Source organism: Oceanobacillus arenosus, assembly GCF_003369575.1.
Lineage (GTDB): Bacteria > Bacillota > Bacilli > Bacillales > Amphibacillaceae > Oceanobacillus > Oceanobacillus arenosus.
Map to the genome: position 1 here is coordinate 1 of NZ_PIOC01000006.1, position 17,372 is coordinate 17,372.

The 17,372-nt window shown below is 36.3% G+C and carries 13 protein-coding genes and 4 pseudogenes; 14 read left to right on the top strand and 3 right to left on the bottom strand.

Annotated elements, in window-relative coordinates; all coding sequences use genetic code 11:
- Positions 1-148 precede the first annotated feature (148 nt).
- Positions 149-2,089, bottom strand: coding sequence for a heavy metal translocating P-type ATPase (locus CWR48_RS04360; RefSeq protein WP_115771829.1), 1,941 nt, complete (start codon positions 2,087-2,089; stop codon positions 149-151).
- Positions 2,090-2,499: 410 nt separating this feature from the next.
- Between CWR48_RS04360 and CWR48_RS04365 the strand changes: the two genes are divergently transcribed.
- From CWR48_RS04365 to CWR48_RS04385, 5 genes are all read left to right on the top strand, one after another.
- Positions 2,500-3,348 carry a transporter substrate-binding domain-containing protein gene (locus CWR48_RS04365; protein ID WP_115771830.1) on the top strand — a complete coding sequence of 283 codons (849 nt, stop codon included), beginning with the start codon at positions 2,500-2,502 and terminating at the stop codon, positions 3,346-3,348.
- Between the two features lie 12 nt (positions 3,349-3,360).
- Complete coding sequence (locus tag CWR48_RS04370; RefSeq protein WP_115771831.1) at positions 3,361-4,044, top strand: amino acid ABC transporter permease; 684 nt, start codon at positions 3,361-3,363, stop codon at positions 4,042-4,044.
- A gap of 403 nt (positions 4,045-4,447) precedes the next feature.
- On the top strand, positions 4,448-5,251 hold the full coding sequence (locus CWR48_RS04375) for a YfkD famly protein (RefSeq protein WP_115771832.1): 804 nt from the start codon (positions 4,448-4,450) through the stop codon (positions 5,249-5,251).
- Between the two features lie 77 nt (positions 5,252-5,328).
- Positions 5,329-6,129 (top strand): delta-lactam-biosynthetic de-N-acetylase, encoded by an 801-nt coding sequence (gene pdaA / locus CWR48_RS04380; protein ID WP_115771833.1) that lies wholly within the window; start codon positions 5,329-5,331, stop codon positions 6,127-6,129.
- Positions 6,130-6,724: 595 nt separating this feature from the next.
- Complete coding sequence (locus CWR48_RS04385; protein WP_115771834.1) at positions 6,725-8,854, top strand: ATP-dependent Clp protease ATP-binding subunit; 2,130 nt, start codon at positions 6,725-6,727, stop codon at positions 8,852-8,854.
- A gap of 236 nt (positions 8,855-9,090) precedes the next feature.
- On the opposite strand, the pseudogene gnd reads toward CWR48_RS04385, so the two are convergent.
- Positions 9,091-9,936, bottom strand: a pseudogene (gnd, locus tag CWR48_RS04390) (phosphogluconate dehydrogenase (NAD(+)-dependent, decarboxylating)); the annotation flags it as partial.
- 12 nt (positions 9,937-9,948) lie between these two features.
- Between gnd and CWR48_RS04395 the strand changes: the two are divergent.
- From CWR48_RS04395 to CWR48_RS04440, 9 genes and pseudogenes are all read left to right on the top strand, one after another.
- Positions 9,949-10,074, top strand: a pseudogene (locus CWR48_RS04395) (IS4 family transposase); the annotation flags it as partial.
- A gap of 679 nt (positions 10,075-10,753) precedes the next feature.
- Positions 10,754-11,275 (top strand): sigma-70 family RNA polymerase sigma factor, encoded by a 522-nt coding sequence (locus CWR48_RS04405; RefSeq protein ID WP_115771836.1) that lies wholly within the window; start codon positions 10,754-10,756, stop codon positions 11,273-11,275.
- Positions 11,268-12,224 (top strand): hypothetical protein, encoded by a 957-nt coding sequence (locus CWR48_RS04410; protein WP_115771837.1) that lies wholly within the window; start codon positions 11,268-11,270, stop codon positions 12,222-12,224. Before CWR48_RS04405 ends, CWR48_RS04410 begins: the two co-directional genes overlap by 8 nt.
- Before the next feature lie 215 nt (positions 12,225-12,439).
- A complete protein-coding gene (locus tag CWR48_RS04415; RefSeq protein ID WP_115771838.1) occupies positions 12,440-12,892 on the top strand; it encodes a VOC family protein in 453 nt (150 codons plus the stop codon).
- A gap of 286 nt (positions 12,893-13,178) precedes the next feature.
- The gene (locus CWR48_RS04420) at positions 13,179-13,658 is read left to right on the top strand and encodes an STM3941 family protein (protein ID WP_115771839.1); all 480 of its coding nucleotides are present in this window, start codon (positions 13,179-13,181) and stop codon (positions 13,656-13,658) included.
- A gap of 97 nt (positions 13,659-13,755) precedes the next feature.
- Complete coding sequence (locus CWR48_RS04425) at positions 13,756-14,643, top strand: hypothetical protein (protein WP_115771840.1); 888 nt, start codon at positions 13,756-13,758, stop codon at positions 14,641-14,643.
- A 122-nt stretch (positions 14,644-14,765) separates the two neighbouring features.
- Positions 14,766-15,167: pseudogene (locus CWR48_RS04430) on the top strand (GNAT family N-acetyltransferase).
- Between the two features lie 175 nt (positions 15,168-15,342).
- Positions 15,343-15,966, top strand: coding sequence for a hypothetical protein (locus tag CWR48_RS04435; RefSeq protein ID WP_115771841.1), 624 nt, complete (start codon positions 15,343-15,345; stop codon positions 15,964-15,966).
- Between the two features lie 231 nt (positions 15,967-16,197).
- The gene (locus CWR48_RS04440; protein WP_115771871.1) at positions 16,198-16,986 is read left to right on the top strand and encodes a lipid II flippase Amj family protein; all 789 of its coding nucleotides are present in this window, start codon (positions 16,198-16,200) and stop codon (positions 16,984-16,986) included.
- Between the two features lie 282 nt (positions 16,987-17,268).
- Here CWR48_RS04440 and CWR48_RS21155 read toward each other — a convergent pair.
- Positions 17,269-17,363 (bottom strand): annotated as a pseudogene (locus tag CWR48_RS21155) (nucleosidase); the annotation flags it as partial.
- Positions 17,364-17,372 lie beyond the last annotated feature (9 nt).

Here is a 17,372-nt window from a genome sequence, read left to right on the forward strand (position 1 = left end):
GAGGCCGTGCCCGCGGAAAGCATCCGCCCGTAGCGAACTCGGACGGCGGTTTAGCACATACTATTTGTAATTCAGTTAATCTGCACTTTACATCAACTATTCATTATTATCTATATTTTAGTAACGCAATTAGTATTGTGATTAGCGACTATCTCAATAAACGCAGTCCATTTAATATAACTAATATCGTACTTCCTTCATGACCAATTACGCCTAAAGGGAGATCTAATACTTGAAAATAGTTTGAAAGTATTAGTATAAAAATAACACTTAATGAGAAAATAACATTCTGTTTAACGATTCGGTTCATGCGACTGGACAATTTTATTGCATCGGTGATTTTCGCAAGATCGTTTTTGATGAGTACAACATCCGCCGTTTCTAATGCAACGTCCGTTCCTTCTCCCATTGCAATTCCTACATTTGCGCTAGCTAATGCTGGTGCATCGTTTATTCCGTCACCGACCATAGCAATGTTATCGTATTCCTTTCTTAAACGTTTTACATGTTCTACTTTTTCCTGTGGCAAGCAATTGGCAATATACTGATCAAGTCCAGCTTCTTCTGCTACAGCTTTTGCGGTTAATTCATTATCGCCAGTGAGCATAATCGTATGAATACCATGTTCCTTTAATTGGCTTATCGCATCCTTCGATGTTTGACGAACGGTATCTTTTAATGCAAATACAGCAACAATTGTATCCTCTATTTTAGCATAAACAACTGTATTGCCTTGTTCCGCTAACGTAGTACCAATTCCACTTTGGAAACGTGCTGCATCTTCTTTGCCAACAAAGTCTGCCTTGCCAATTGTCCAGCGCTTACTGTCTACTACTGCGGTAACGCCATTCCCACTTACATTTTTCATATCGATTACTTCGATATTACTTCTCTCTTGAAGTTTATCAGCACCATAGTTAGCGATTGCTTGTGCCAATGGATGGGTGGATTCATTTTCAATGGTACCAACAATATCGATTATCGTCTCCGCATTTTGATTAAGATCAAAATGCGCAGCAGTAACTACTGGTTTGCCATTTGTTAGGGTCCCTGTTTTATCAAATGCGATTGCTTTAATATGGCTTAGATTCTCTACATGTACGCCACCTTTAAATAGGACGCCTCTCTTAGCGCTATTAGAAATTGCCGATAATGTTGCCGGTGTGATTGATGCGACGAGTGCACACGGTGACGCTACTACAAGTAAAACCATTGCCCGATAAACACTTTCAGAAAGGGTCCAGCCGAATGCCAAGTAAGGTAAGAACATCATAATCGCAACAACAATTAAAACAATATTTACATACTTGCTTTCGAAGCGTTCAATAAATAATTGGGAAGGGGACTTCTCATCCTGTGCTGTTTGGACGAGTTTAATGATTTTCTGAAATAACGTTTCATTTGGTTTCGTAGTTATTTGTACTGTAATCGAACCATCTAATGCAACTGTACCAGCGTAAACTTCATTACTGTTATACTTGTTGACTGGCATCGATTCCCCCGTGATCGCACTCTCATCAATTGCGGTTGCTCCTTTGATAATCGTTCCGTCTGCAGGAATTCGTTCACCGGCTCGAACAATAATATGATCTCCCATTTGTAATTCAGAAACAGAGGTAATCATTTCTTGACCGTTGCTTATTAATAATGCTTCTTCTGGTTGAAGCTCCATTAAAGATGAAATTGCTTTACTGCTTTGATTCATTGAATAGGTTTCGAGTGCTCCAGAAAGTGCGAAAATAAAGATGAGAATCGCGCCTTCTGTCCAGTAGCCGATTATTACAGAACCAATAGCGGCCAAGATCATGAGCATCTCTACATTTAATTTCTTCGTTCGGATTGTTTCAGTAATCCCTTCCTTTGCTTTTGCATAACCACCAATTGCAAAGGCAAACAGATGGAGAGTGACCCATACAGATGTTGATAAATGATCACTTAAAGTCCAAGTTACTAGAATGAGTAAACCGCTAAATAAAGCTGCAATTAATTCGATATGGGCTTTAAACTTTGAAATAAACGGAATCGATTGCAAATTATCGTAGTTCCTCCGTTTGTCGCCTGATTGTAGTGTATGAGAGTCTGCTGACATTATTAATTTCCTCCTTATCATTGATAATGATATTCGTTATTATTTAGAATTATTGTAATTAAGTATTGATTACATAATAAGATTAATGGCGTTATAAGTCAATAGTAATCCATTAAATGGGAATGGTTATCATTGTAAGGGTGTTTCTATATTGATAGTGATTATCATTTAGGGGTAAAAAGTTTGTATAAAAAATCAAACTGAAAGTCAAATGTTCGTTTTGTTTATAATATGTTTATAAATGTTAAATGCTTTAGATTTATGCATCCATCATAATTATGGAACACTTCTTCTTATTGTTATATTTTGGTAATGGGTAAATTCATTACAGAAGAAAATTGGTTGAAATTATAGGCTATTACTGTTATAGTCTAAATGGAATATTTATTAGAACAATAGGAGGGGACAACTTGAAGAAAGTTGGTTTATTATTTATTTCAATCGTTTTAATTGCAATTCTTACTGCTTGTGGGGATACAGGTAAAGAAGAAAGCAATACAGATGAAAGATGGGATAAAATTCAAAAAGATGGAGAGATTGTAGTAGGGACTTCCGGTACGCTAATTGCGGCATCGTATTATGATGATGCAGACGAGTTAACTGGTTATGATGTTGAAGTTATGAAAGAGATCGCAAAACGTCTTGATGTAGATATCTCATTTGAAATTATGGGGATTGATAGCATGCTTCCAGCAATTCAGAGTGGTAGAATCGATGCAGCTGCAAATAATATCGATATAACAGACAAAAGAATAGAAGAATTTAATTTCAGTGAGCCATATAAATATTCGTACACTGTAATGGCTGTGCGTGAATCCGATAATTCTGGCATCGAGTCATTAGAAGATTTAAAAGGGAAAAAAGCTGGTGGTGGAGCAACAACAGTATATAGCCAAATCGCTGAAAAGTATGGTGCTGAGGTTGTTACATACGGAAACGCACCGAATGAAGCATATTTAAGCGATGTAAGTAATGCAAGAACAGATGTTGTAATTAACGATTATTTCTTAACGAAATTCGGTGTAGCAGCATTTCCTGACTTTGACTTGCATTTACACCCTACATTGAAATTCCATCCAACAGAACAAGCTGTCGTACTGCCTAAAGGCGCTGATAAGCTGACAGAGGAAATTAATAAAGTATTAGATGAAATGCATGAAGATGGCACATTGACTGAATTAGCGACTCAGTTCTATGAAGAGGATGCTTCCAAAGAGTCAGATGAGGAAGTTGAAGTTATTGAAGGTCTAGAACTGTAGGAGGAAATGGAGATGGACTTCAACGGTTTTGATTTTGGTGGTTTATTTGACATTGAATTAGCAATTGAGAGTCTACCTTTTGTTTTAGAAGGTTTACCAATGACATTACTCGTTTCGATAGCTGGAATGGCAATGGCATTAGTGCTGGGTTTGTTCCTTGCATTAGCGAGAAGTTCGAAATCCTTTCTGCTTAGGTGGCCAGCAAGAATTTATATTTCCTTTATGCGAGGAACGCCGATGCTCGTCTTTCTCTTTATTCTCTATTTTGGCTTACCTGTCGTGGGGATTCAGCTCGATGCAATTACTGCTGCAATATTAGGATTCGGCTTAATCAGTGCAGCATTTGTTGCCGAAGTTGATCGCTCGGCATTGAATAGTGTGGATAAGGGCCAGTGGGAAGCGGCAAAAGTGTTGAACTTTGGATACTGGCAATCATTAAGAAGGATTATCCTGCCGCAAGCAGTAAGAATTGCGTTACCGCCGATGACTAATATTTTCATGGATGTTGTGAAAGCAACCTCCCTGGCAGCGGTGATTACCGTACCGGAGCTTTTTCAGAAAACACAAATCGTTGCTGGAAGAGAATTCGATGCGATGACGATGTATATATTAGTTGCACTCATTTACTGGCCAATATGTATAGCCATAGGCTCTTTACAAGAGCAGTTGGAAAAACGCTATAGTAAGTTTGTATAAAGAATGGAAAGAAGGTACTCAAGAAATTGAGTGCCTTTTTTGAAAATGAGAAAGTATATAGTTTGGCTGAAATTCTTCTTATGCTGAAACAGCCACGTCCAGCTCCAGCGCTAAAGCTGTAGCGAGACTTCCCTCACTTCCGTAATCTAAGTCAACCGCTTACGCTCCTCGTGCTCAAAAGGCAAGGAGAAGTTCGACTAAGTTCACCACGTCCTGTGGCAACGTCGAACCACCTTACGTCCGTGAGGCACAGTCCGTACACAGCTTAAAACGGGCGCTTCCGCTTTTGTTTGAACCCAAATATCTCCATTTAACCTGCCACGTATAATTTCTAGGATTTCGAAAAAACTATAGTAGAAAAACATGAATTTTCCTAGCTACTATAAAAGAGAGGGACCGACATATGAAAAAAATGAAGCCTGTTCTCGCCTTACTCATGACAATTCTTATAATAATGACATTGCCATTAGCAATCTTTGCGGAAGAAAAGGAGAAAACGAAAGTAGACTCATTTGCGATACCAAATCACGTACTAAATATATCCAAGGAGAATACTTTTCCTAATTCAGCAGATGATCAAGAAATAATCGAGCCTAGTGAGTTAACGCAGGAATTACTAGATGGAATTAAAGTCGCCGTTGATAACCCAGATTTGATCAAATTACTTAATGAAACTTCGATCAAGCCATCTCCAGTAGGGATTGGTTATCGGGGCATGATTTATCTTGGACGTTGGCCGTTAAATTATGACTCCAAAGAAACAACTATAAATTGGGAATATCAATCAATCAATACAAACGAGCTAAATAATCTTGGTGGAAATGTCTACCAGGAAATGAATTATGTGCAGCAAGCTCAGAAGGAAGTAAAAGGGGCATTAACGAATAAAGTTACAAATCCAGATGATGTAAAGAAAATGATGCTGTTTAAAGCAGCGGAAAAGACGAAATTACCACTTGCATATACGAGTACGATTGGCGGCAATACAAAAAAGAATAATAAATACGCTGTACCAGTGAATAAATATGGTTACTTACATGCGTTTGCACCCGCAGTAAATGAAAAGGGTCAGGTTACCTTTGGGGAAGTTTACATTGAGTTAAAAGGTACAAAAAAACAGCTTGTCATTAAAAATGTAACAAAACAGGGAATTGGTGCATGGATTCCAATCCAGGATCATGTTTCCTTTTCATATCAGGTGAAGTAAAGACAGGAGCATCATTAATTTTATAGCATATTTTCTCCTGATGTAGGACAAGGTAAGAAGAAAATAGGTGGGTTGTTATGGATAAAAAAATAAGTTCATCGATTATTTATCTTCTTATCTTCAGTCTTATCTTCCTTAGTCCTATTCAAGTAGCCGCAAGTGGATTCGGTTGGGGATATGCAAAAAATAACGAACATAAGATACCAGAAATCGGTAAGTATCAAGAAATGCTTGTAAAATATGGCGCATACTATGCTGATTATTCAGGAGAAAAGGTCGTATATTTGACCTTTGATAATGGGTTTGAGCAAGGGTTTACTGCTGACATATTAAATATATTGAAAAAGGAATCTGTCCCTGCAACGTTTTTTGTTACGGGTCATTACGTAAAGAGTGAGGCTGATCTAGTTAAACGTATGGTCAATGAAGGACATATAATAGGAAACCATTCGTATCATCATCCAGATTTCACGATATTAACAAAAGAAGCAATGAAAAAAGAACTAGAAACATTAGAGGAAGCTGTTGCGGCTGTTTCAGAGCAAAAGGAAATAAAATATCTTCGTCCACCAAGAGGAACCTTCAATGAACAAACATTGAAATGGTCAAATGAGCTTGGGTTAATTCATATCTTCTGGTCGCTAGCATTTAATGACTGGAATGTAAACGGGCAGAAGGGCGCCCAATATGCATATGATCAAGTGATGGCACAGATCCATCCAGGGGCAATCGTTCTTCTGCACGCTGTATCATCCGATAATGCCAGTGCACTTGAGCGAATTATTCAGGACTTGAAGAAGCAGGGATATAGCTTTAAAAGTTTAGATGATCTTGTTTTCAAAGATATTCTGCCAAAGGGATTTATGGATATTAATTAATGAATAGAGGCGGGCTCAGTTATAATGAGTCTACCTCTATTTTTGCTAAGTAATGGGTAGTAATTAGAAATGGATATAAAGTGCGGACTACCTGGAGGAGATGAGTATTCTTAGGCCGGTCGCTCCGAAAATACACTACGCTTTTCGCGGGGAGCTGGTGAGCCAACTCGCGCTGTCGCACTTCGTAGTCTCACCTAGGCTCTTCTTCCCGCAGAAGTCTCCGTGTATTTTCTCCGCTGGGAATGAGCAATTATTTTCAAGTAATCACTTCTAAATAGGATGAGAGAACATTTCGCTCTCTCTTGGCCGTTGATTGTAGCGGAGGGCAGGAGACTCCCACGGAAAGCGACTGCCCGAAGCGAAAATCAACTTCGCACCTAGTCCGCACTTTATTTAAATTGCAACCAACAATACAAAACGAGTCAACATTAATAAAGCCTTACATAGACCGTTCTCACAAAAAATAAAAAAAGTTGAACAAAATACTTGAAAGTCAAAGAAGGTCAGGGTATAATAAATTCATAAGGTCAAAGATAGTCAAAGTCAAATATAAAAAACGTAACTTTAAATATAATTTTTCTAGGAGGAATGGAATATGCTATGTCAAAAATGTGGTGTCAATGAAGCGAACGTTAGCGCAGCTATGATGATGAACAATCAAAAAATGGAAATACACCTTTGTAATGATTGTTTCCAGGAACTCCAAGGTCAAATGATGAATTCTGCTGGCTTTCCATTTGGGTTTGCAAATGATGCATTTAATAATAGCTTTTCACAAGGTAATGGAGAAGCGAAAGTAGGAGCAAAAACAAAACAAAGACAAACTAATAAAAGAAATAGTCTACTTGATCAATTAGGTAGTAACCTCACAGATAGCGCAAGAGCTGGTGAAGTTGATCCGGTAATTGGACGAGACAATGAAATTAAACGTGTAATTGAAACTTTAAATAGAAGAAACAAGAATAATCCAGTTTTAATTGGTGAGCCAGGTGTTGGTAAAACAGCGATTGCTGAAGGATTGGCAGTGAAGATTGTTGAAGGAAATGTACCGGCAAAACTATTGAATAAAGAAGTATACCTACTTGATGTTGCGTCATTAGTTGCTAATACAGGTATTCGAGGTCAATTCGAACAACGTATGAAACAATTAATCGACGAGCTTAAGTCGCGTGATGATGTCATCCTATTTATTGATGAAATTCACTTAATTGTTGGCGCTGGAACAGCAGAAGGATCACAAATGGATGCTGGAAATATTTTGAAACCAGCGTTAGCTCGTGGTGACCTACAGTTAATAGGTGCAACAACATTAAAAGAATACCGTAAAATTGAGAAGGATGCAGCACTCGAAAGACGTTTACAACCAATTACAGTAAACGAGCCTACTCAAGAAGACACAGTAACAATTTTGAATGGAATAAAAGATCGATATGAGAAATTCCATGATGTTCACTATTCTGATGAAGCAATCCGAGCATTTGTAACGTTATCTAGTCGATATATTCAAGACCGCTTCTTACCAGATAAGGCAATTGATTTAATGGATGAGGTAGGTTCAAGATTGAATCTTAAAAATTCACAAGTAGATTCAACTTCCATTAAACAACGACTTGATGAAATTATTAAGGAAAAACAACATGCAGCTGAAAAAGAAGATTATGAACGTGCAGCGAACTTGAGATATCAAGAAATTCAATTACAAAAACAGTTGGAAAAAGCTTCCGATAGTGAAAAAATTATCGATGTAGATGTCAGTGACATTCAATTAATTGTAGAAGAAAAAACAGGTATCCCAGTAATGAAAATGCAAACAGACGAACAAGAAAAAATGAAAAATCTTGCTGCAGCATTAAGTGAAAAAGTTATTGGACAGGATGAGGCTGTAAATAAAGTAGCGAAGGCTATTCGTCGCAGTCGTGCAGGATTGAAATCTAAAAATCGCCCAATCGGTACGTTCCTATTTGTCGGTCCAACTGGTGTTGGTAAAACGGAATTATCGAAAGTACTTGCCGATGAGCTATTCGGTTCCCGTGACTCCATCATTCGTCTTGATATGAGTGAATATATGGAGAAACATTCGGTGTCTAAGATTATCGGTTCACCTCCAGGTTATGTAGGACATGAGGAAGCAGGGCAATTAACAGAACGTGTACGACACAATCCATATTCGATTATCTTATTGGATGAGATTGAAAAGGCACACCCAGACGTATTAAATACCTTCTTGCAAATTATGGAAGATGGTCATTTAACAGATTCTCAAGGACGTAAAGTTAGCTTTAAAGAAACTGTCATTATTATGACAAGTAATGCAGGTACAGGTGAAAAACAAATTAATGTTGGATTTAATCAAGGAAAACACGAATCTGTATCGACGTTAGAGAAATTAAATGCATACTTTAAACCTGAATTCCTAAATCGTTTTGATACAATCGTTAACTTCAATCAATTATCAGAAGAGAACCTATTGAAGATCGTTGACCTTATGCTTTTAGAATTACAAGAAAGACTTGACGATAATGATATGACCATTACGATTACGGATGAAGCAAAACATGCACTAGTAAGAAGTGGTTATGACGAACGCTTTGGTGCAAGACCATTACGTCGTGTGATCCAAGATAAAATTGAAGATCAGTTAACAGATTTAATTTTGGAACACGACACGGTTGAAAAAGTAAATGTTGATGTAGTCGATAACGAAATTGTTGTGAAAATGGGATAGTATTAAACAGGAAAACCTCGCTGGATGTTATCTAGCGAGGTTTTCTTATGTGGTGCAAAATACTAAAACAAATAGGAAAACACAAGGCTTAGAGAATTTTTATCTCTAAGCCTTGTGTTTTATAGTTCTTATTCTGTTGAAAGCACAGAATTACTGCATAGAATTAGCGACTTCAATTAAATCCTCTTTCGTAACTTTAAACTAGGTGGACTGTCAAAAGATAACTGAAAGAAGGGTCACTTTTTCACCACACCATGTCCTCCGAAGCCATTCCTCAAGGCAGCTACCACCTTGATGCTGAAAATGTCTTCCATTTGGCTATCATTACGAATAAACAATGAGTTTGCAATAATAGGTACAGAAATGCCTTTATCCATTGCTTCTTGCACAGCCCATTTTGCGTCGGGAGTTGAACCCACGATTCCCCTAATTTGTTCCAAATTTGAATCTTCTACCAAAGCATCATGTGCCAATTGAATTAGCCAGCTTCTTATCACAGAGCCATTATTAAATACATTGGCAATTGCCGCCAAATCAAAGGGATAATCGCTAGCCTCTAAAAGATGGAAGCCTTCCCCGATTGCTTCCATCATTCCATATTCGATGGCATTATGTACCGTCTTCACATAATGGCCGCTACCGGAATTCCCACAATATAGGTTTCCATTTTCATACGCAATGCTCTTAAAAAACGGTTCAAGCTCTTGGCATACCACCTGATCTCCTCCTACCAGCAGACAAGGGCCTGTCCGTGCGCCAGATTGTCCACCAGATGTGCCACAATCAATATAATGGATTCCTTTTTCCTTGGCAGCCTTTGCTCTTCGCACCGAATCTTTATAGTATGAGTTTCCTGCTTCAATGATGATATCATCGCTGGACAACTGATTCATTAATTCTTGTACAATATTTTCTGTAACCTCACCAGCGGGCAAGGTAAGCCATATAATTTTCTGCTTCTCCAAACGGTCTAACATTAAGTCAATACTCTCATATACTTCTATTTCTTCAGCAGCGGCCCTCAGGCGTGAAGCCTCGGACACCGTATACCCACATACGAAATAATGATGCTCTTGAATATTTAATGCAAGATTGCAAAGCTAGAAGAAATTGAAAGTCTCCATGAATTGGCCGATTGTCTTTTCGATGATCTGCTACAAAAGTGCATCGATCTTGATTCTATCAGTATTTCACAGCTTTCACGACGTTTAAAAGGAATATTTTCCATCAAAGTGCCAGTTTGAAGCAATATTTTCTGCTTGTTCTTGTGTCATAACACTAAAATTATAATCCATAAAAATCCCCTTCGCATCTTTAATAATCCTAAACCTAATGCAACAATCCTGCGACTTTAGTGACTAGTGACACAAGAGTGGTGTCTTTGAAAATATTGTTATATCAGTTATTATAATAGCCAAGACTTAAGATTTATGTCTTTATTAGTTTTTGACACAAAAGTATTGTCTATCTAAATATTGAGGTTATATCGAATAAGAATATATCGGCAAATCATAAAATGCATATATATTTGTGAAAGGACTTTCTAACGGGCAGTAAGAGTTAAATAAAGGTTTAAAAGGGAAGTAACAATAGAACAGAGCTCACTAAAAAAAGGTACAATTGTCAATAAAGTTAATTGCTTAAGGAAAGGTTAATTCATGGGAGGCAATATGGGAAGGATCGGTGTAAACCGAATTTATAGAAATAACTGAAATGACATATGAGAGTTTGTGAAAAGATTTACTTAAAGGGGCAGTGGAAGAAGACATATTACAAAAAAATAAACAAATTTCATAATATCGTTCTTCAGCGGGACGATAATTTTTTATATGAAATTAAAGCCAAATCAATAAATTGCCCGTCTAATGGGTGAAAGGGAATTAAGGAGGTGGCTATTGATTGCTAGATTTAGTAAAGGAAGCTCAAAAAGGTAACGATAAAGCATTTATGGCTTTGTTTCAGAAATATGAACAGGATATTTATAGAATGGCTTTTGTGTATGTGAAAAATCCAAACGATGCACTTGATGTGGTTCAAGAAACAGCATATCGTTCATTTAAATCAATCAAAAATCTAAAAGAACCTAAGTATTTTAAAACTTGGTTAATAAGAATTTCGATTAGTTGTTCAATGGATTTACTTCGGAAAAAGAAGAAAGTAGTTTATTTAAAGCCAGAACTAGAGGGAAATTTATCGGATGATATAAACGAAGATATTGATTTAGAAGTGACGGTTCGTGACTTAATCGAGCGTTTAAATGAAGATGAAAAAAGTGTTATTATTTTAAGATTTTACGAAGGGTTAACTCTAAAAGAAATATCCAAAACATTGAATATTCCCTTGGGTACGGCAAAGACGATTTTATATAGAGCGTTAGACAAGCTCCGTAAAAATTTGAAGGGAGATGATTTTTATGAGTAATAAGATTAAACAAGAAATGAATAAAATTGAAATACCAAAGGAACTGAGCGAAAGAAGCAAAATGGGTGTTTCTCAAGCAAAGAAAGAAATGAATAAGGATAGAAAAAGAATTAATGTAAAAGGCATCGGTATTGCTGCCGCTTTACTTGTGTCTGTTGGAGCATTCACCTTATTTAATAACGATACCCCAGATGGTACAACAGAAAGTCAAGAAGCACTCGTTGTTAATGAGGATGGAAGTGTAGAAATCCCAGCTATTCAATTACCAGAAGACACTTCAAGTGCGAGTATGATTGGCTTAATTATATATAACGGGAAAGTTTATACCCAAGCAGCGACAGAGATAGATCCAGAAGATGCAAAAGCTATTATAGGTGATAAACTCGGAACTACAAAAGGAACAATTGATGAATGGAGTAAGCAAGAAGCCTATGATGAAGAGTTCGCTTCAACAATTGGAGAAACAGACGTATATTCTGTAAAAGGATACGATAAAGACTTTAGGATAATGACATACCAAGAACAGGATGGTAAGAAATACGCAGAGTTCTATGAAAACCTTAACGGAATAACAATAAATAGTGGTGAGGGTGTGTTTGGTCAATTAAATATGGTTAGTAATGTATCCTCTGCACAGTATAGAAACTTTAGTGATTGGGATAACGGTATTAAAAATTATCAGTCTGTTACAAGTATGCAAGCATTAAATATCTTTCTAGAAGAACTGAATAAGGTGAAGCCTCTTCCTCGCGAAGAAAATTCAGACCCAATAGGTAATTCTCCAAACAGAAACAACGAGGACTTCAGGGAATTAAGCATTAACTTGAATGATGGTTCTTTAGTTAGATTAACACTTCTCAGAGACGGATATATCTATTATGGATTTATGGATGTGTATTTTGAAATGAATGAGGACGTATTTTTAAAAATGTGGAGCCAACTTGAGTAAAATATTATTCAGCAAACGGGTGCAAGAATTTAACAAGGTGATCATAGAAGATTTGATCGCCTTTTTCTTCTGGAAAATTTAATAATTTGCTTGGAATATTATGGGATAATATTAAGTTATAAAGATATTGAGCAAAGGTGCAGAAGAGTTGAAGATGAAATCTGTTGACTGTATATTTAAAATATAAAAATTCAACAAACAAAAGGGTGGAAGAAATGATAAAGGGGTTATATGAAGCACATTTACCTGTGAAGAATTTAGATATTTCAATTGAATTCTACCGAAAATTAGGTTTGAGGTTCGCTTGGCGTGATGAAGACACTGCATTCTTTTGGATAGAAGAAGGGAAAAGTTGGTTAGGATTATGGGAAGGGAAGGAGTATCAAACACCATACCACCCTTCTTTGAGGCATGTTGCTTTTCGAGTTACATATGAGGGTTTAAAAGATTCTTTACAATGGCTTGAATCCATCCAAGTTGAACCTGTTTCTTTTGGAAAGAGAACATTGATAGAGCCTTTTGTAAGACCAAATCAAGGAAATGCTTCGATTTACTTTGATGACCCAGATGGAAATAGTTTAGAATTGATGTGTTATGTCGAAGTTCCAGACAAATTAAAATATATTACGGAAAAGTTGTCATTTGAGGACTGGGAGAATTTAATTTAGTTAGTAGTATATTTAATAACTTGAGATTGTGAAGAACTGTACTTAAACAAACGGGTGCATTAGTTCAGTAAGCTATTCGCAGCAATCATTATCTTGATCTTACGGAATAGGGGCAATTCAGGAATAAGAATTTCTAAGGAGAGTTTTGATGGGTGCTATCGCTTAACACCTTTTCAATTAGGCAATTGTATGAAAATAATATAGACTAACTATTCGTATAATTTTGTAATCTTGGGGGGTAATGATGTGAATGACGATTTTATTGTAATGGCAAAAAAAGGGCAGGATGATCATACTGGCTGTTTTTTGCCTCGTTTTTGTAGCGGTGGGCATATTCATTTTATCGGTACCATTTAATGAACCAATGTGGCCGATGGTGATAGGAATTCTTACCATCGCAGTATTCGGGCTTTGCTTCCTATACTATGTAAAAGTAATTGTCATAAGGGAACCGGCAGTGGTTATCACGAAAGAAGGAATTATAGACCAGTCTAGTTATATAGGAGCAGGCCTTGTCAGATGGGAGGATATTGAAGCGATTGACCTAGTTAACTTTTCGGGTCAGGTGTTTCTTGGCATTTTTACATTTGACAGTGAATTGATCATTAACCGATCAAGCGGAATGGAGAAATTGTTTAATCAATTAAACAAACGGTTACTGCCATCACAAGTCAACATACCCGTAAATAATTTAGCTTGTTCTGCGGATGATCTTGTGAATGCTATTGGTGAACGTTGGGAAACGGGGATGAAGAAAGAATCTTAACTTCTTTTGATCAATCTTTTTTTCAAAACACGCTTTTTCTCTTTTTTCAAGGTTTACTAGGTTAACTTAATTAAACTTTTTACTGGAGGTGTAATAAATGTTTTTCAAAAGAAAACCAAAAATAAGTGAGCAAACAATTAAAGGACTAGTGCAGAAACTGGAAAAGACGTATACGGATAAGGATATCGAACAATTGACAGAAATATTTCATCAGGACCATCGCAATATTTCCTTTTTAAATCACTTTTCCCTCATGATGAATTTTCAAATCTACAATATTACATTCGAAATTCTCAACCTCGAAATATTAGATATGAGTGAGGAGGAAGCAACATTTACATATACACGGAAGCATATGTATAAATGTGTGAATGAAGAGGATGAAAACGGAACAAAACCGAACAATATATCAAGCTACTATGTACAGCTTAAGGTAGAAGGTAAAACGATTTGGATCATGAGATATGCAAGATACAGCGAGCTGCTTTTGGATCTTGAAGGGAAAATTATGCCGGATGAAAAGGCGGTTGTGCCTCCAGGGGCCGAGTACTTCGGCAATATGAAGCGGTTTATTGATATCATTCAGCTTGAGCATTTTAAGCCGGCCACTTATCTTATATACCGCGATAGTGAGTTCATCGGATACTATCCCGAAAAGGAACGCTATTCATATCGGACATCGGAAAAGCTTACCTTCGATTACTTTCAAGAGATGGAAGCTGACTCGATTGAAGAGCATACAAAAGACTTCATTGAGGGGAACACAGTGGAATATAGTAATATTCTGGTGCAGGAGAAGCATTACTCCATCATTGAAATGAAATTCGGGGGCAAATCCGGATTGCAACATGAACTGATCTTGAGCATGCTTGCCCCGGATGGGTTCTTTATGGTCCGTTTTCTGAAAAGCCGCAACGCCCCGATTGAGGAGGAATTGCGCCAGCGCCTGATAGAACAGATGAAGACCGCTGCAACTAAGCGTTAGTTTGACCGGCCGCCATATTTCAATAGGAAGGGAAACCCCGCAAAATGCAGAAAAACGGGATGGTGGGTAACGGGGTAGCAGTTTAGTTGAGTAAGAGGAATAGATAAAAAGATGTCGAATTTATTTACTTGTTGAAATTGAGGTCTTGGAGGATACATTTTGAAGTGGTGGAAACATCACTAAAGAATTCTATTCACTGAATCATTGTCAATGATAATGAACCAATTGTTGGCATAGGGAGAATTGTTGGCGATGGGGCTATCTATTTCTATATTCAAGATATATTGGTTCATCCAGATTATCAAAAAAATGGTATTGGGAAAGAAATATTGAGTTGAATACTTAAATTGGAATGTCCCAGATATGGCGTTTGTCGGTTTGTTTGCATCACAAGGTGAAGAATCGTTCTATGAAAAATATGATTTTAAAGATTACTTACCAAACATGACGGTATGTTTACTGTAATTTCAAAAAATATACATTATAGATTTTTAATTGTAGGAGAAGACATCAATCAATATTAAAGCAATTGTTCTCCCAATAACCCTTTTTCCATATTAAGCTAATTGGTGCATTACTTTAAGAAGGAAATCTGAACCTGTTATTCAACTAATGGGGCAGATTAATGGAATAAGAAGGTGTTATTAAGAGTGTGCCGAAATATTTTAGTAAATTCAATTTAAGAATGGGGGAGCTTCTTTGATAAAAAACTATTTCATGTTCAGTACTATCCTATTTTTTTTCTTAGTATTAAGCTCTGGTTGCACTAATTCAAGTGACAATATAGTTACTATTTCAGTTAATTCCGATTCCGAATATGTGAATACCTTTGAGGATTTAAATTTAGGAGTACTATATGATTTTGATTTTAAATTACCCAATGCAGATAAAAGTTGGGTAAATCTTTGGGTAGAAAGATACTATTATGGAAAAAAAGAATCTAAACCATTAACGCACTTATCCTATGGTAACAGCCCTAATGAAGTGGACGAAGGGCATTTGGGGTTTGGTATGATCAATCCAAATTCAGAAGACACTTTAGTTTTTGTTTATGGACCTGGTGTAAGCACTCAACCATCAATAATTGAAGATGAATCTAAGACTGATATTATTAGTTCTTGGGACTATGCCATTGGTAATGAAGAAATAGAGTTAGAATTGGGTGAAACAAAGATATTAGCAGTATATAGGGAAACTGAAGGTAATTCAATTAGTACCATTGATTTACAAGATGAGGAATCAGTAAATAGAATGATTAAAGAAGATGCTATGGTACTATTACTGAAGATAAAGATAGAAGAAAAAAATGCAAATCAGAACTAATTAACTGTATTTAGTTAAATTGCGAAGAAATGTACTTAAAGTAACGGGTGCGATAGTTAAATTAGACGATCATTGAATTGATTGTCTTTTATTTTTGGTAAAACAATGGGAATATTATGCTATTATTGATTTACAAAGATCTTCAGCTAACAAAGCAGTAGGGTTTAGGATTAATCAATAAATAAAATGGAGTAGGTAATGTCTTTGGAATATATCACAACTCAATTAATAATGATTGCATTATTTATCTTAATCATTCATTCAATCGAAACACTAGCATATTCCGTACGTTTATCAGGTGCAAGGGTGAAACTATTAGCATCGGCTCTTTCCCTATTTAACGTGATGGTAATGGTTTCAAGGTTAGCGAATATGATGCAACAGCCTTTTACAGGAAGTTTGATAGATAATGCACCAAAAGAAAATGCTTTAGAATTCGTTGCTAGTCAATATCGAATTCTAATTGGTTCTGCAACATTAGGAACAATTATTGGTCTACTTTTGTTACCGACATTTATTGCTATCTTTTCGAGGGCAATCATTCATTTAGCAGAGGAACGAGGGTCTATTCCTGCGTTATTGAAAAAAGGGTTTACTATACCTTACTTAAAACGTGCAAGAAAACATATTCATTTACCTAGGTATGCTTATTTAAAAGATATGAACTGGCGAGATATACCGATTAAATTATTTTGCACTAATATGTTGATTACAGCAATTTATACAATAGGAGTATTATCTGCACTATATGCAGCGTTGCTTGCACCTGAACGGGCGACAACAGCCGTAATGGCATCGGGTTTAATTAATGGTGTAGCCACAATCTTACTCATTGTCTTTATCGACCCTAAAATTTCAATCCTTGCAGATGATGTGATTAACCAAAAGGGAAGCTATGTTAATTTAAAAAGTGCATCTATTATGATGGTGACATCGAGGTTATTAGGAACACTGTTAGCACAAGTGTTATTCATTCCAGGTGCGAAGTATATTGCTTGGTTTACTCAGTTCATTGTGTAGTAAAGAAAATACATATGTATTTTCTTTACTCTTAGATAAATTGAAGGGAAATTGTGAAATATTGTACTTCAACGGGTGTTATAGTTGAATAAGGATTACTGAAATGATCAATCTTTTTTATAAAACCCAAACTTAAATCTGTTGAAAAAGAATCCATTTTGGAAAAATGATTAATCAAAACGGATCCGTTAAATTCAAACAAGATAAAAGAATACGGCATTCTTTATGTAATTTCTAAAGACATCACATTTGTGTCTAGTCTGCTGGTAAACACGTTGGCAAAGTGTCTTCAAGAGATAACTCTAATATTTTTTCTGTTTGAAATAGTGTTCCATCATATCAAAGATTAGTGGTTGCAACATTTTTTCTCTCCCTTTTAAAATAAT

Excerpts from the sequence above, each read along its gene's own strand:
- CWR48_RS04360 (WP_115771829.1), bottom strand. The coding sequence starts at position 2,089 with ATGTCAGCAGACTCTCATACACTACAATCAGGCGACAAACGGAGGAAC.
- CWR48_RS04370 (WP_115771831.1), top strand. The coding sequence starts at position 3,361 with ATGGACTTCAACGGTTTTGATTTTGGTGGTTTATTTGACATTGAATTA.
- CWR48_RS04375 (WP_115771832.1), top strand. The coding sequence starts at position 4,448 with ATGAAAAAAATGAAGCCTGTTCTCGCCTTACTCATGACAATTCTTATA.
- pdaA (WP_115771833.1), top strand. The coding sequence starts at position 5,329 with ATGGATAAAAAAATAAGTTCATCGATTATTTATCTTCTTATCTTCAGT.
- CWR48_RS04385 (WP_115771834.1), top strand. The coding sequence starts at position 6,725 with ATGCTATGTCAAAAATGTGGTGTCAATGAAGCGAACGTTAGCGCAGCT.
- CWR48_RS04410 (WP_115771837.1), top strand. The coding sequence starts at position 11,268 with ATGAGTAATAAGATTAAACAAGAAATGAATAAAATTGAAATACCAAAG.
- CWR48_RS04415 (WP_115771838.1), top strand. The coding sequence starts at position 12,440 with ATGATAAAGGGGTTATATGAAGCACATTTACCTGTGAAGAATTTAGAT.
- CWR48_RS04420 (WP_115771839.1), top strand. The coding sequence starts at position 13,179 with ATGATCATACTGGCTGTTTTTTGCCTCGTTTTTGTAGCGGTGGGCATA.
- CWR48_RS04425 (WP_115771840.1), top strand. The coding sequence starts at position 13,756 with ATGTTTTTCAAAAGAAAACCAAAAATAAGTGAGCAAACAATTAAAGGA.
- CWR48_RS04440 (WP_115771871.1), top strand. The coding sequence starts at position 16,198 with ATGATTGCATTATTTATCTTAATCATTCATTCAATCGAAACACTAGCA.